We start from the raw sequence: 14,663 nt of genomic DNA on the forward strand, positions 1-14,663 counted from the left end.
GGCCGCAGGAGAGTGAGTGACCTGGAGCGTACAAAGGTACGTGGCCGGGGCGAACGAGCGCAGCCCGCGCAGAGGCAGCGTGAAAGGTGAAGTGTATAGCTTGATTTCAGGATAATTATGAGCAAGAGCACTGCTGAGATCCGTCAGGCGTTTCTCGATTTTTTCCATAGTAAGGGACACCAGGTCGTTGCGAGCAGCTCCCTGGTGCCGCACAACGACCCGACCCTACTGTTTACCAACGCCGGGATGAACCAGTTTAAGGATGTTTTTCTGGGTCTCGACAAACGCCACTATTCGCGCGCGACGACCGCACAGCGTTGCGTTCGTGCGGGTGGTAAACACAACGATCTGGAAAACGTCGGTTACACCGCGCGTCACCACACCTTCTTTGAAATGCTGGGTAACTTCAGCTTCGGCGATTACTTCAAGCAGGATGCCATCAAATACGCATGGGAACTGCTGACCGGGGAAAACTGGTTCGCGCTGCCGAAAGACAAACTGTGGGTTACCGTCTACGAAACCGATGACGAAGCCTTCGATATCTGGGCGAATGAAGTCGGCATTCCACGTGAGCGTATTATCCGTATTGGCGATAATAAAGGCGCGGCGTTCGCTTCTGATAACTTCTGGCAGATGGGCGATACCGGTCCGTGCGGCCCGTGCACCGAAATCTTCTTCGACCACGGCGACCACATCTGGGGCGGCCCTCCGGGTAGCCCGGAAGAAGATGGCGATCGCTACATTGAGATCTGGAACATCGTCTTCATGCAGTTTAACCGTCAGGCCGACGGTACCATGGCGCCGCTGCCGAAGCCGTCCGTCGACACCGGTATGGGTCTGGAGCGTATTGCTGCCGTTCTGCAGCACGTCAACTCCAACTATGATATCGACCTGTTCCGCACTCTGATTGAGAACGTCGCGAAAGTCACCGGCGCAACCGACCTGACGAACAAATCGCTGCGCGTTATCGCTGACCATATTCGTTCCTGCGCATTCCTGATTGCCGATGGCGTCATCCCGTCGAATGAAAACCGTGGCTACGTGCTGCGTCGTATCATTCGCCGTGCCGTGCGTCATGGCAACATGCTGGGCGCGAAAGAGACCTTCTTCTGGAAACTGGTTGCTCCGTTGATTGACGTGATGGGCGCCGCCGGTGAAGAGCTGAAGCAGCAGCAGGCTCAGGTTGAGCATGTGCTGAAAACCGAAGAAGAGCAGTTCGCGCGTACGCTGGAGCGCGGTCTGGCGCTGCTGGATGAAGAGCTGAGCAAGCTGAAGGGCGACACGCTGGATGGCGAAACCGCTTTCCGTCTGTACGATACCTATGGTTTCCCGGTTGACCTGACCGCTGACGTTTGCCGTGAGCGCGATATTAAGGTCGACGAAGCGGGCTTTGAAGCTGCAATGGAAGAGCAGCGCCGTCGTGCGCGTGAGTCCAGCGGCTTTGGCGCAGACTACAATGCGATGATTCGCATTGACAGCGCTTCTGAATTTAAAGGCTATGACCATCTGGAACTGAACGCGAAAGTGACCGCGCTGTTTATCGACGGCAAAGCCGTTGATACCGTGGCCGCAGGCCAGGAAGCGGTGGTTATTCTGGATCAAACGCCATTCTATGCGGAATCCGGCGGCCAGGTGGGCGATAAAGGCGAGCTGAAAGGCGCCGGCTTCTCCTTCGCGGTTAACGATACGCAGAAGTACGGCCAGGCCATTGGTCATATCGGTAAACTGACCCACGGTGCGCTGAATGTGGGCGATGCGCTGGAGGCTGATGTCGATCGGGCTCGCCGTCAGCGTATTCGTCTGAACCACTCGGCGACTCACCTGATGCATGCGGCATTACGTCAGGTTCTGGGGACGCATGTGGCGCAGAAAGGCTCGCTGGTGAATGACAAAGCGCTGCGTTTTGACTTCTCTCACTTCGAAGCCATGAAGCCGGAAGAGATTCGCGCGGTGGAAGATCTGGTCAACGCTCAGATCCGCCGTAACCTGCCGGTTGAAACCAATATCATGGATTTGGATGCGGCAAGAGAGAAGGGCGCTATGGCGCTGTTCGGCGAGAAATATGACGATCGCGTTCGCGTACTGAGCATGGGCGATTTCTCCACCGAGCTGTGCGGCGGTACTCACGCCTCACGTACCGGTGATATTGGCCTGTTCCGTATTACCTCTGAATCCGGTACCGCTGCGGGCGTTCGCCGTATTGAGGCGGTGACTGGCGAAGGCGCCATTGCGTATCTGCATGCGCAGAGCGATCTGCTGGGCGATATTGCACAACTGCTGAAGGGCGATAGCCATAACCTTGGCGATAAAGTGCGTGCCGCGCTGGAACGTACCCGGGTGCTGGAAAAAGAGCTGCAGCAGCTGAAAGAGCAGGCGGCAGCGCAGGAGAGCGCAAACCTCTCCAGCAAAGCGGAAGAGATTAACGGCGTCAAATTGCTGGTCAGCGAGCTGGCCGGCGTTGAACCGAAAATGCTGCGTACCATGGTTGATGACCTGAAAAACCAACTGGGTTCTACGGTCGTTGTGTTAGCTACGGTGGCGGATGGTAAGGTTTCTCTGATTGCCGGTGTGTCTAAGGATGTGACAGATCGCGTGAAAGCAGGGGAGCTGGTTGGAATGGTCGCCCAGCAGGTGGGTGGCAAAGGGGGCGGTCGTCCGGATATGGCTCAGGCCGGCGGTACCGATGCGTCAGCTCTCCCTGCAGCGTTAGCCAGTGTGAAAGGCTGGGTCAGCGCAAAACTGTAATAACTATAAATGCATAGCTACCGCTATCCCCGGATAACGGTAGCTTGCGAGAGAAGCACTGATAACGATAAAGTCGGGTTGAAGTTGTGTATATCGGCTAAACTTAGGTTTAACAGAATGTGATGCCGTGACTGCTTACACCGCAAGGTGTTTGTCATCGCTTACTTTTTGGCGTTATATGATGGATAATGCCGGGATACGAGAGACCCGACTCTTTTAATCTTTCAAGGAGCAAAGAATGCTGATTCTGACTCGTCGAGTTGGTGAGACCCTCATGATTGGAGATGAGGTCACTGTGACAGTTTTAGGGGTTAAGGGTAACCAGGTACGTATTGGCGTGAATGCCCCTAAAGAAGTCTCCGTGCATCGTGAAGAGATCTACCAGCGTATCCAGGCTGAAAAATCCCAGCAGTCCAGTTACTAATGTTTTCGCGCCTCGCGATTCCGTGAGGCGCATCCCCCGTTCCCGTCCTTTTTTCTGGCTTTTCTTCTTCTGTTACCTCGTTTTTCTGTTTATCGCTCATTGTGCGCAACATTTATCTTTTGCCTGCCGCTGGCCGAAATCCCTGAATTCCTGTTGATAAAACACTCTTTTTGCCGTTTTTGCAGGCTAATTGCGCGGTAAGTGTGCAAACGGAAAAAGGTCTCGAAAAATTGTTTGACTTATAAGTACCAGAAAGTAATATGTGCGCCATCGCAGCGACGAAGAGCAGAAACAAGTTCTTCGAAGCACTCGTAAGAGGCGTGTGGTGAGGTGGCCGAGAGGCTGAAGGCGCTCCCCTGCTAAGGGAGTATGCGGTCAAAAGCTGCATCCGGGGTTCGAATCCCCGCCTCACCGCCATTTTGCATCCGTAGCTCAGCTGGATAGAGTACTCGGCTACGAACCGAGCGGTCGGAGGTTCGAATCCTCCCGGATGCACCATATTATCCATTACTTCAGCAATGAAGGGGTGGTTGAGGTAGCGGTGATAACCGCAAGCACCAGGAAGGATAACGTTGCATTAGCAACGGCCCGCAGGGCGAGGCGAAAGCCGAGTCATCCTCCCGGATGCACCATCTTACTCAGTGTGGCAAGTGTTAGATGTGACACTGACGCGTAGTAAAACAGTTCTCCCTGATGCATCCGTAGCTCAGCTGGATAGAGTACTCGGCTACGAACCGAGCGGTCGGAGGTTCGAATCCTCCCGGATGCACCATCTCTCTCTGAGATAACAGCAAGACTGTTGTTTCATGGTCTGCGAGATAATCGCCAGAACCAGGGAGGATAACGTTGCGTAAGCAACGGCCCGTAGGGCGAGCGAAGTGAGTCATCCTCCCGGATGCACCATCTTCTCCGAGATAACAGCAAAACTGTTGTTTCATGGTCTGCGAGATAATCGCCAGAGCCAGGAAAGATAATGTAGTAAAGCAGTTTTCCCTGATGCATCCGTAGCTCAGCTGGATAGAGTACTCGGCTACGAACCGAGCGGTCGGAGGTTCGAATCCTCCCGGATGCACCATCTTACTCAGTGTGGCAAGTGTTAAATGTGACACTGACGCGTAGTAAAGCAGTTCTCCCTGATGCATCCGTAGCTCAGCTGGATAGAGTACTCGGCTACGAACCGAGCGGTCGGAGGTTCGAATCCTCCCGGATGCACCATCTTCTCCAGATTCACATCAAATTTATCGCTTCATGGTCTGTGAAATTATCGCCAGCACCAGGGAGGATAACGTTGCGTAAGCAACGGCCCGTAGGGCGAGCAAAGTGAGTCATCCTCCCGGATGCACCATCTGCTCCAAACCCAAACTTGTATCATCTCCGCTTTCTCTTTCTGTCTTTCTGGCAAAGTCCGTTTAGCCCCTTCCCGTGTTGAAGACTTTTCACCGACGCGTCTCAAACTTTTTTATTAGCAAGTGATTCTTTCCACTATAATTTACCCGTATGTGTCGGCCTGATTTGGGTGAGATGAGTGCAAGGAGAGAAATCCATGAAATGGTTCAAAGCAATACCTGCGTTTTGTGCGACGCTTCTGGTCGCCGTATCATTAGCTGGCTGTGCGGGATCGCCCACGAAGGAAAGTACCGGTGGCTATATTGATGATACCGTCGTCACCACGAAGGTTAAAACGGCGCTGTTTAACGAAAAAGACATTAAATCTTCTGAAATCAGCGTACAGACCTTTAAAGGGCGCGTTCAGTTAAGTGGTTTTGTCTCATCAGCGAAGGACGCCAGCCGCGCGGTGGAAGTCACCCGCAGAGTGCAGGGCGTTCGTGTGGTTGAGAATGATTTAAGAATCAAATAAACCACGATATGACTCAGATAAAGGCGCCCGAAGGCGCCTTTATTGCCTGAGGCGCTGGCCGCGACAACATGCGCCTTTTGCGATAAAGTAACGTTTTCTTACCCGGTTTGTGAGAACTCGATGTACGAACGTTACGCAGGACTGATCTTTGATATGGATGGCACTATCCTGGATACCGAACCGACGCATCGTAAGGCGTGGCATGAGGTTCTGGGTCGTTACGCAATGCGTTTCGACGAGCAGGCGATGGTCGCGCTCAATGGTTCTCCGACCTGGCGTATAGCCCAGGCGATTATCGAACTGAATCACGCTGATTTAGATCCTCACCGCCTGGCGGAAGAAAAAACCGTGGCCGTGAAGGCCATGCTGCTGGACAGCGTGCGTCCCTTACCGCTGATAGAGGTTGTGAAGGCATGGCACGGGCGTCGTCCGATGTCGGTCGGTACCGGGAGCGAAAGCGCCGTCGCTGAAGCGCTGCTGGCGCATCTCGGCCTGCGGCACTACTTTACGGCGGTGGTTGCCGCCGATCATGTCCAGAATCATAAACCGGCGCCCGATACCTTCCTGCTGTGCGCGGAGCGCATGGGCGTCGCGCCGGAAACATGCGTCGTTTTTGAAGATGCGGATTTTGGTCTGCAGGCGGCGCAGCGCGCGGGAATGGATGCCGTGGATGTTCGGCTGCTGTGAGCGACGCGCTGTCGCTGATATCGCTGTTTGCCAGTAGTTTTTTGAGCGCCACATTACTTCCCGGCAATTCGGAAGTTGTGCTGGTTGCGATGCTACTGTCGGGGGTAAGCCAACCGTGGGCCCTGGTATTAATAGCAACAATCGGCAATAGCCTTGGAGGGGTAACTAACGTTATTCTGGGGCGTCTGTTTCCGCTGCGCAAAACATCGCGCTGGCAGGAAAAAGCAACCGGCTGGTTAAAGCGCTACGGCGCGGTCACATTATTATTAAGCTGGGCGCCGGTCATCGGCGATTTACTGTGTCTGCTGGCGGGATGGATGCGCATCTCCTGGGGGCCGGTACTTTTTTTCTTATGCCTTGGCAAAGCGTTACGCTATATCGTCATTGCGGTGGTAACGCTTCAAGGCATGACGTGGTGGCACTAATTGTGGAACTAAGACTATCCCGGCAGGCCGTGTTACCGGTTATTTTGCACCTGGGCTGTGCCCGAAATCCGCGCGTACTGCCAGTGCGCTCCGGTTTTCGTGCGCGGAACCGGCAACAGTAACGTCTTCTGGGATAACTTGTATGGTCACCATTACAATTATGCTTATTCAAACGATTTTGACAGGCGGGAGGTCAAATTGATCCCGGATGTATCACAGGCGCTGGCCTGGCTGGAAAAAAATCCACAGGCTCTACAGGGTATCCAACGTGGTCTTGAGCGCGAAACGCTGCGCGTCAATGCCGATGGTTCACTGGCGACGACCGGTCACCCTCTGGCCCTTGGCTCGGCGCTGACCCACAAATGGATTACTACCGACTTCGCTGAAGCGCTGCTGGAGTTTATTACGCCGGTTGATGGCGACATTCAGCATATGCTCACCTTTATGCGCGATGTTCATCGCTATACCGCACGTCACTTGGGCGATGGGCGGATGTGGCCACTGAGTATGCCTTGCTACATTGCCCCTGGTCAGGACATCGAACTGGCGCAGTATGGCACCTCGAATATTGGCCGTCTGAAAACGCTGTACCGCGAGGGGCTGAAGAACCGCTATGGCGCGCTGATGCAAACCATCTCCGGCGTGCACTATAACTTCTCGCTGCCGATGGCCTTCTGGCAGGCGAAGTGCGGCGTTGACGATGCGGAAAGCGGCAAAGAGGCGATTTCCGCCGGCTATTTCCGTTCAATTCGTAACTATTACCGCTTCGGCTGGGTGATCCCCTACCTGTTCGGCGCTTCTCCGGCCATCTGCTCTTCGTTCCTGCAGGGGAAACCGACGACGCTGCCGTTTGAGAAAGCGGAAAATGGGATGTACTACCTGCCTTATGCGACCTCTCTGCGCCTGAGCGACCTGGGGTATACCAATAAGTCGCAAAGCAATCTCGGGATTACGTTTAACGATCTCCACGAGTATGTGGCGGGATTGAAGCGGGCGATTAAAACGCCGTCGGAAGAGTATGCCCGGATTGGCATTGAGAAAGACGGTAAACATCTGCAAATCAACAGCAATATTCTGCAGATTGAGAACGAGCTCTACGCGCCAATTCGGCCGAAGCGGGTGACCCGCAGCGGCGAGACGCCTTCCGACGCGCTGCTGCGCGGCGGCATTGAATACATCGAAGTCCGCTCTCTGGATATCAACCCGTTCTCACCGATTGGCGTTGATGAGCAGCAGGTACGTTTCCTCGATCTGTTTATGGTCTGGTGCGTACTGGCTGATGCGCCGGAAATGAGCAGCGACGAGCTACTGTGTACGCGCACCAACTGGAATCGCGTGATTCTGGAAGGCCGTAAGCCGGGGCTGACGCTGGGTATCGGCTGCGCAAGCGCGCAGTTCCCGCTGGCTAAAGTGGGTAAAGATCTGTTCCGTGATTTGCGCCGCGTGGCGCAGACGTTAGATAGCATCCACGGCGGCGAAGCCTACCAGCAGGTGTGCGATGAGCTGGTCGCCAGCTTCGACGATCCGGAATTAACTTTCTCAGCCCGCATTCTGCGTTCTATGCTTGAAGAAGGGATTGGCGGCACCGGTAGGGAGCTGGCCGATCGATATCGTACGATGCTGCGCGAAGAGCCGCTGGAAATTTTGCGTGAAGACGATTTTATCGCCGAACGTGAAGCTTCAGTGATGCGTCAGCAGAAGGTGGAAGCGGAAGATAGCGAGCCGTTTGAAGCCCTGTTAGCAAGACACGCGTAGCAAAAAGCGATACAAAAGAAAAAGGCCACATCAATGTGGCCAAACTTTCATCTCTGATTCAGGGATGATGATGATGATAATAAATGCGCGTCTTTCATATACTCAGACTCGCGGGTATAAGAAGAGTTCATTTTATTTTAAAAAAAATCACTATCGGAGGTGAAGAATGCCGTTGTTAGATAGTTTCACAGTCGACCATACCCGCATGGAAGCACCGGCGGTGCGCGTTGCGAAGAAAATGAACACGCCGCACGGCGATGAAATTACCGTTTTCGATCTGCGTTTTTGCGTACCAAATCAGGAAGTGATGCCGGAAAGAGGGATTCATACTCTTGAGCACCTGTTCGCGGGCTTTATGCGCGACCACCTGAACGGCAATGGTGTGGAAATTATCGACATCTCTCCGATGGGCTGCCGTACGGGCTTCTATATGAGCCTGATTGGTACGCCGGATGAGCAGCGCGTAGCCGACGCCTGGAAAGCGGCGATGGCCGATGTGCTGAAAGTGAAAGATCAGAAGCAGATCCCGGAACTGAACGTCTACCAGTGCGGTACCTATACCATGCACTCGCTGGAAGAAGCTCAGGAGATCGCGCGCCATATCATCGAGCGCGATGTGCGCATCAACAGCAACGATGAGCTGGCCCTGCCGAAAGAAACCCTGCAAGAACTGCATATCTAGTTCTTCTGTCGGCCCGGCTATCTTCGCCGGGCCGCTATTCTGCGCCGCCATGTCGACGACCTTAACCTTCTCGTTTCAACACCGCGCCCTGGTGCCGTTCGCCCATGATTACGCTCACGGCGATAGCGAAGCGTGGCATCAGCATGACTGCGCCCAACTGCTGCATATTCTCAGCGGCGTGGTGCGGGTTGACACGCCGGTGGGCTACTGGGTTGTCCCGCCCGGACGCGGCGTCTGGCTACCGGCTGGCACGCCTCACGCGCTGCGTATCACCGGACAGGTCGCGGCCCGCACGCTGTTTATCGATCCGCTCGCCCGCGCCGATCTGCCGTCTGCGTGCCAGATCGTGCAGATCACGCCGCTGCTGCGTGAGCTGATCGTCACCTCGCTGGCCCTCGCCGAGCGCTATGAACCCGGCAGTCGCGATGAGCGCATTTATGAACTCATTCTCGATGAGATTCGCGGTATGGCGGTGCTGCCTTTTGGCCTGCCGGAGCCCCGGAGCGAGACGCTGCGCCGTTTATGTCACAAGGTGCGGGAAATGCCGGGGGAAGTCTGGAGTAGCCAGCAGGCGGCGAAAGAGAGCAATATGAGCGAACGCACGCTCAACCGCCACTTTCAGCAGCAGACCACGCTCACCTGGAGTGAATGGGTGCGCCGGGCGAAGCTGATGGAAGCGCTGGTTCGCCTGGCGCAGGGGCAGTCGGTACTGCGGGTGGCGCTGGATCTGGGCTATGGTAGCCATAGTGCCTTCAGCGCCATGTTTCGTCGGGTTATCGGGATGGCTCCCAGCGATTATTTCCGCTCGCCGGAGTGATCGCCTGCGCTGAGCGCATTGCACAGCGCCTGTAACGAGGCGCGCGCGACGTCGTTATCTATGCCGACGCCCCAGCGGCTGCTGCCATCGGGGAAGATACAGCGAATATAGGCCACCGAGCGGCTGTCGCTGCGTTCACCGAGAGTGTGCTCATGGTAGTCCTTTATGACAAACGCTTGCTTTAGCAGCGCGCTGAGACCGTTGGCGGCGGCGGAGAGCAGGCCATTGCCATGCCCCTGTAGGCGACGCGTCTCGCCGTTGACCCGCAGCGTACCTTCCAACGCCAGTTGGCCGTCCTGCCGGCTGTCGGTTTTATACTCCAGCAGCGCCAGCGGCGGCTGAGCGACCAGCCCGTAGCGGGAACGGAACAGCTGCCAGAGCGCATTCTGCGTCATCTCTTTGCCATGCGTATCGGTTTCCTGCTGAACGTGCTGGCTGAAATCCTGCTGCAGCGCGCGGGGCAGTTTCAGTCCGTGATTCTGTTCGATTAACCAGGCGCTGCCGCTCTTACCGGACTGGCTGTTGACGCGGATAACCGCTTCATAGCTACAGCCGATGTCCTGCGGGTCGACGGGCAGGTAGGGCATCTCCCAACGATCGCCGGGCTGGCGGGCATCGAATCCCTTCTTAATGGCATCCTGATGAGAACCGGAAAAGGCGGTGTAGGCGAGGCTGCCGGCCCACGGATGGCGCGGGTGAACCGGCAGCTGATTGCAATTCTCCACCACTTCCACCACCCGTTTCATCTCCGGGAAGCTGAGTCGCGGCGTAATCCCCTGGCTGTAGAGGTTCATGGCCAGGGTGACCAGACAGACATTACCGGTACGCTCACCGTTACCGAACAGACAGCCCTCTACGCGGTCGGCGCCAGCCATCACCGCCAGTTCGGCGCTGGCAACGCCGGTTCCCCGATCGTTGTGCGGATGCACGCTGATGCAAACATCGGCGCGGCGGGAGAAATGGCGGCAGAAAAATTCAATCTGATCGGCGTACACGTTCGGCGTGTTGACCTCAACGGTGGTGGGCAGATTAATAATCATCGGGCGTTGTGCGCAGGGCTGCCAGATGTCCGCCACCGCTTCACAGATCTCAAGAGCAAACTCCGGCTCGGTAAAACAGAAGGTTTCCGGGGAGTATTCATACTGCCAGAGCGTCTGCGGCTGCGCTTCGCACTGCTGGCGAATCAGGCGAGTGGCGCGGGTCGCCAGCTCAATGACCTGCGCTTTCTCCATTCCGAAAACCAGCTTGCGGAACAGCGGAGCGGTGGCGTTGTACAGATGGACGGTGGCGCGATGGGCGCCGCGCAGCGACTCAAAGGTCCGCAGGATAAGATCTTCCCGCGCCTGGGTCAGCACCTGAATGGTGACATCTTGTGGAATGCGCTGTTCCTCAATCAGCTGGCGGACGAAGTTGAAGTCGGTCTGCGATGCTGCGGGGAAGGCGACTTCAATCTCTTTAAATCCGCACTCCAGCAGCAGCTCCCAGAACTGCAGCTTACGTGCGCCGTCCATCGGCTCGGCCAGCGCCTGGTTGCCGTCGCGCAGGTCGGTGGAGAGCCAGCGCGGCGCGTGGGTTATCGGGTTGTCCGGCCAGCGGCGGTCGGGCAGGGAAATGGGCGGCCAGGGGCGATATTTTTCACCGGGATTTGTCAGCATAGTTCTCTCCTTGTGTCGGATCTTTATCCTGCCGAAGCGCAGAGCGGCCTGCTTTAGCAAACTGGACAGAAACTAGCGAGAACTGGACAAGGCTGGTGTAGCGCCGGCAATAAAAAAGGGATCCGCAGATCCCTTCAGGTCAAACTTTAGTGCGCGCCGCCGCCCCCGCCCCCGGCGCTAAACGGCGGTCTGGCAAACCACACCAGCCCCAGCAACAGGATAAATATCGCCGCCGATAACCAGAAAATTTCGTTGGCGGAGATAATCAGCCCCTGGTTAGTTATCTGCTGCGCTATCCAGCCGGACGCCTGCTGTTGAGTCATCCCTAATCCCTGCAGCTGGTCATACATCTGCTGGGCGTTGGGATTATAGGGGTTCACCGACTCGGTGAGCTGCGCATGGTGCAGCGCCTCGCGGTTCGTCCACATGGTGGTGGTAATCGAGGTGCCGATGGAGCCCGCCAGCGTACGGGTGAAGTTCGACAGGCTCGAGGCCGCCGCCAGCCGTTCCGGCGGCAGACCGGACAGGGTGATGGTGGTCAGCGGCATAAAGAAGCAGGCCACCGCGAAGCCCTGGATAAACTGCGGCCACGCCGAAGCGCCGAAGTCCATGCCGGGTTCGAAGGTCCAGGCGCGCCAGTAGAAACACACCGCGTACATAATAAAGCTGAAGGTGACCAATCGGCGCATATCCAGCTTATGGGCGAAGCGACCGATAATCGGCGACAGGATAACCGGGATAACCCCCACCGGTGCGGAAGCCAGACCGGCCCAGGTGGCGGTATAACCGTATACCTCCTGCAGCAGCTGCGGCAGCAGCACGATGGCGCCGAAGTAGAGCATATAGGCGAGGCTGATACAAAGACAGCCGATGGTGAAGTTTCGCGATTTAAAGAGCGAGAGGTCGACTATCGGGTTATCGTCGGTCAGTTCCCAGACGATCAGGAAACTGATGGCGATCACCGCCACGATTGTCAGCACAATAATCTCGTTGGAGGCGAACCAGTCCAGCTCTTTACCGCGGTCGAGCATCACCTGCAGACTGCCGATACCGATGATCAGCAGCGCCAGGCCAACGCCATCGATTCGCCGCTGTTCGGTACGGGTTTCACGGCTGCGCAGGGTTTGCAGCGTCATCACCACCACCGCGATGCCAATCGGCACGTTGATGAAGAAGATCCAGCCCCAGTGGTAGTTGTCGCTGATATAGCCGCCGAGAATAGGGCCGCAAATCGGCGCGACGATCACCGTCATCGACCACAGCGCCAGCGCGATAGAACGTTTTGCCGGCGGATAGTTGCTGAGCAGCAGACTTTGCGACAGCGGAATCAACGGACCGGCGACGATCCCCTGAATCACGCGGAAGAAAATCAGCATCGTCAGGCTGTTGGACATCCCGCAGGCCCAGGAGGCGATGGCGAACGCCACCGTCGACCACAGGAACAGCTTCACTTCCCCGACGCGTTTTGCCAGCCAGCCGGTGATCGGAATAGAGATGGCATTCGCCACCCCGAATGAGGTGATAACCCAGGTCCCCTGGCTCAATGATGAGCCAAGGTTACCGGCAATGGTCGGAATGGCCACGTTGGCGATAGTGGAGTCCAGCACCTGCATGAAGGTCGCAAGCGACAGCGCAATGGTCATGATGACCAGTTGCGCGCCTTCCAGCGGTTTTTGCTGTTGCATTACGCTCACTCCGAATTATCCCGCGTTAGCCTGGATGATACCCTCGATCAGTTTGTTCACCGGCTCCAGGGCGATTTCACGGGCATTGCTTTCATAAACCGGGGATTTGCGCGTCTGGTTAGCCAGCATCTCGCCGTCGCGGTTGGTGGTGTTCACCTCAACCAGCGTTGAAAGACCGATGCGCAGAGGGTGCTCTGCCAGCTGCTTTTCATCCAGTTCGATACGTACCGGCAGGCGCTGAACCACCTTGATCCAGTTGCCGGTGGCGTTCTGCGCTGGCAGCAGCGAGAAGGCGCTCCCGGTGCCCATATCGAGGCCGACCACTTTACCGGTGTACTTCACATCATCGCCGTAAATATCGCTGATCACGGTAGCCGGTTGGCCGATGCGCATATGCGCCAGCTGGGTCTCTTTAAAGTTGGCGTCGATCCACAGATTGGTGGCCGGTACCACCGCCATCAGCGGCGTGGTCGGGCTAATCTGCGCGCCGGGCTGCACGGCGCGACGGGAAACGTAGCCGCTAATCGGGCTGACGATTTGCGTCCGCTGCAGCGCAAGCCAGGCGTTACGGACATCCGTCGCCGCCTGCAGAACCGCCGGCTGTTGCTCCAGGCTGGTGTTCAGCACGATAGCCTGGTTGGCATTGAATTGCTGAATGGCGACATCCAGTTCGGCCTGCGCGCTGGCAACCGTATCGCGCGCGTGCTGCAGCTCTTCGCGGCCAATCAGGTTGGCGGCGCCCAGCGGGATACGCCGGTTAAGGTCGGTCTGCGCCTGAGAGAGCGCGGTTTTCTTGACGTCGATATTGGCCTGCAGCTGTTTGCTGTTGATCATCTGCTGACGCGTCTGACGAACGCTGGCGGCGAGTTGGGTTTTCGCCTTTTCAAATCCCTGCCGGGCGTCGGTCTGGTCAAGGGTGACCAGCGGGTCGCCCTGCTGCACGAAATTGGTGTTGTCGGCCCAGACTTTCGTCACGCTGCCGGACACCTGCGCCATGATTTGTACCTGGTTCCCTGCCACATAAGCGTCATCGGTTTCTTCATAATGACGTAGTACCAAAAACCAATAAATTCCGTAGGCCACGGCAATAATAATAAACAGCAAGGTTAACAACAGCAGGGCGCCTTTGCGTTTGCCCTTCTTGCTGTCCGGTTGCTGCGGGATTTGGCTCTGCGCATTCGCGCTCATGTTATTCTCCACGATCTTATTATTTCACATCGGCTGAGCCGACCTGTTTATCAGAAAGGCCAGCAAAAGATCTGCTGGCCTGTCTGTTTTCCTTGTCAATCCAGAAAAAGTTTTGCGCGGTTCCCGCGCTTAGCGCAGCGACTCCGCCAGTACGCCGTCCTCTTCCATCTGGTCAAGGCGACTAAGCAGTTTGCGAGTGATGTGCTCGAGCTGGTCTTTCTCGCTGGAGCTCAGGGAAGACCAGAGCTGATGCAGGCAGTTGTGCTGCGGCGGTAAAACTTCGCGCAAAAACTGATGACCTTTGTCGGTGAGTTGCAGATGCAGGCAGCGACGATCGTTATCGCTTTCGCGACGCTCAATCCAGCCGCGTTTTTCCAGTTCATCGGCAATACGGGTTGCGTTGGTTCGTGACGATCCCAGCGCGCAGCTCAGCTCGGAAGGCTGAATGCTGTGGTTTTCCTGAGACTCCAGGGTTATCAGCGCCATAAATAATGTCTCGTTAATCCCCTGCGCTTTCAGCATCTTATTGCGGTTTTCCAGTAGCTTGCCCTGCATGTGCATGCACAGGCGGGTGAGCAGAATCTCCTGGAAAGGGAAATCTTCGTGACGGCTGGCGCGGAACTTGAGCATTTGCTCAATGGGGGTAAACGAACTATCCATTTGGGTATGACCTCATTAATTACAGCCGATATAATAACTATTGTGACAAACAAATCAAATCAATTATTGACTAAAATTGATA

Annotated in this window: 12 protein-coding genes and 5 tRNA genes; 13 read left to right on the plus strand and 4 right to left on the minus strand. The window is 56.2% G+C overall.

Annotation, left to right across the window (positions count from 1 at the left end):
• Positions 1 to 117 precede the first annotated feature (117 nt).
• From alaS to Electrica_RS05095, 13 genes are all read left to right on the plus strand, one after another.
• Complete coding sequence (gene alaS / locus Electrica_RS05035) at positions 118 to 2,745, plus strand: alanine--tRNA ligase (RefSeq protein ID WP_141963746.1); 2,628 nt, start codon at positions 118 to 120, stop codon at positions 2,743 to 2,745.
• Between the two features lie 238 nt (positions 2,746 to 2,983).
• Positions 2,984 to 3,169, plus strand: coding sequence for a carbon storage regulator CsrA (gene csrA, locus Electrica_RS05040; protein ID WP_000906486.1), 186 nt, complete (start codon positions 2,984 to 2,986; stop codon positions 3,167 to 3,169).
• Between the two features lie 324 nt (positions 3,170 to 3,493).
• Positions 3,494 to 3,586 (plus strand) — tRNA-Ser (locus tag Electrica_RS05045).
• Positions 3,587 to 3,590: 4 nt separating this feature from the next.
• A tRNA-Arg gene (locus Electrica_RS05050) sits at positions 3,591 to 3,667 on the plus strand.
• 197 nt (positions 3,668 to 3,864) lie between these two features.
• A tRNA-Arg gene (locus tag Electrica_RS05055) sits at positions 3,865 to 3,941 on the plus strand.
• Between the two features lie 226 nt (positions 3,942 to 4,167).
• Positions 4,168 to 4,244, plus strand: a tRNA-Arg gene (locus Electrica_RS05060).
• Positions 4,245 to 4,307: 63 nt separating this feature from the next.
• Positions 4,308 to 4,384 (plus strand) — tRNA-Arg (locus tag Electrica_RS05065).
• 328 nt (positions 4,385 to 4,712) lie between these two features.
• Positions 4,713 to 5,027 (plus strand): BON domain-containing protein, encoded by a 315-nt coding sequence (locus tag Electrica_RS05070; RefSeq protein ID WP_100685803.1) that lies wholly within the window; start codon positions 4,713 to 4,715, stop codon positions 5,025 to 5,027.
• Positions 5,028 to 5,147: 120 nt separating this feature from the next.
• Positions 5,148 to 5,714: a fructose-1-phosphate/6-phosphogluconate phosphatase gene (gene yqaB / locus Electrica_RS05075; RefSeq protein WP_100685804.1), complete on the plus strand. Its 567-nt coding sequence runs from the start codon at positions 5,148 to 5,150 to the stop codon at positions 5,712 to 5,714.
• Positions 5,711 to 6,139 (plus strand): YqaA family protein, encoded by a 429-nt coding sequence (locus Electrica_RS05080; RefSeq protein ID WP_100685805.1) that lies wholly within the window; start codon positions 5,711 to 5,713, stop codon positions 6,137 to 6,139. The genes yqaB and Electrica_RS05080 overlap by 4 nt, the downstream gene beginning before the upstream one ends.
• A 198-nt stretch (positions 6,140 to 6,337) precedes the next feature.
• Positions 6,338 to 7,894 (plus strand): glutamate--cysteine ligase, encoded by a 1,557-nt coding sequence (gshA, locus tag Electrica_RS05085; protein ID WP_141963748.1) that lies wholly within the window; start codon positions 6,338 to 6,340, stop codon positions 7,892 to 7,894.
• A 166-nt stretch (positions 7,895 to 8,060) separates the two neighbouring features.
• Positions 8,061 to 8,576: an S-ribosylhomocysteine lyase gene (gene luxS / locus Electrica_RS05090; RefSeq protein ID WP_004866815.1), complete on the plus strand. Its 516-nt coding sequence runs from the start codon at positions 8,061 to 8,063 to the stop codon at positions 8,574 to 8,576.
• A 49-nt stretch (positions 8,577 to 8,625) separates the two neighbouring features.
• Positions 8,626 to 9,393, plus strand: a complete 768-nt coding sequence (locus tag Electrica_RS05095) for an AraC family transcriptional regulator (protein ID WP_141963750.1) — start codon at positions 8,626 to 8,628, stop codon at positions 9,391 to 9,393.
• Here the strand turns inward: Electrica_RS05095 and leuA are convergent.
• The 4 genes from leuA to mprA all read right to left on the minus strand — a co-directional run bounded on the left by leuA (position 9,372) and on the right by mprA (position 14,581).
• Positions 9,372 to 11,048: a 2-isopropylmalate synthase gene (gene leuA / locus Electrica_RS05100; RefSeq protein WP_141963752.1), complete on the minus strand. Its 1,677-nt coding sequence runs from the start codon at positions 11,046 to 11,048 to the stop codon at positions 9,372 to 9,374. The genes Electrica_RS05095 and leuA overlap by 22 nt on opposite strands.
• A gap of 146 nt (positions 11,049 to 11,194) precedes the next feature.
• Positions 11,195 to 12,733: a multidrug efflux MFS transporter permease subunit EmrB gene (gene emrB, locus Electrica_RS05105; RefSeq protein WP_142255842.1), complete on the minus strand. Its 1,539-nt coding sequence runs from the start codon at positions 12,731 to 12,733 to the stop codon at positions 11,195 to 11,197.
• 15 nt (positions 12,734 to 12,748) lie between these two features.
• A complete protein-coding gene (emrA, locus tag Electrica_RS05110; protein ID WP_141963754.1) occupies positions 12,749 to 13,921 on the minus strand; it encodes a multidrug efflux MFS transporter periplasmic adaptor subunit EmrA in 1,173 nt (390 codons plus the stop codon).
• Between the two features lie 129 nt (positions 13,922 to 14,050).
• Positions 14,051 to 14,581, minus strand: coding sequence for a transcriptional repressor MprA (gene mprA / locus Electrica_RS05115; RefSeq protein ID WP_100685810.1), 531 nt, complete (start codon positions 14,579 to 14,581; stop codon positions 14,051 to 14,053).
• Between the last annotated feature and the right edge of the window lie 82 nt (positions 14,582 to 14,663).

This window comes from Klebsiella electrica, assembly GCF_006711645.1.
In the GTDB taxonomy this organism is placed as follows: Bacteria; Pseudomonadota; Gammaproteobacteria; order Enterobacterales; family Enterobacteriaceae; genus Klebsiella; species Klebsiella electrica.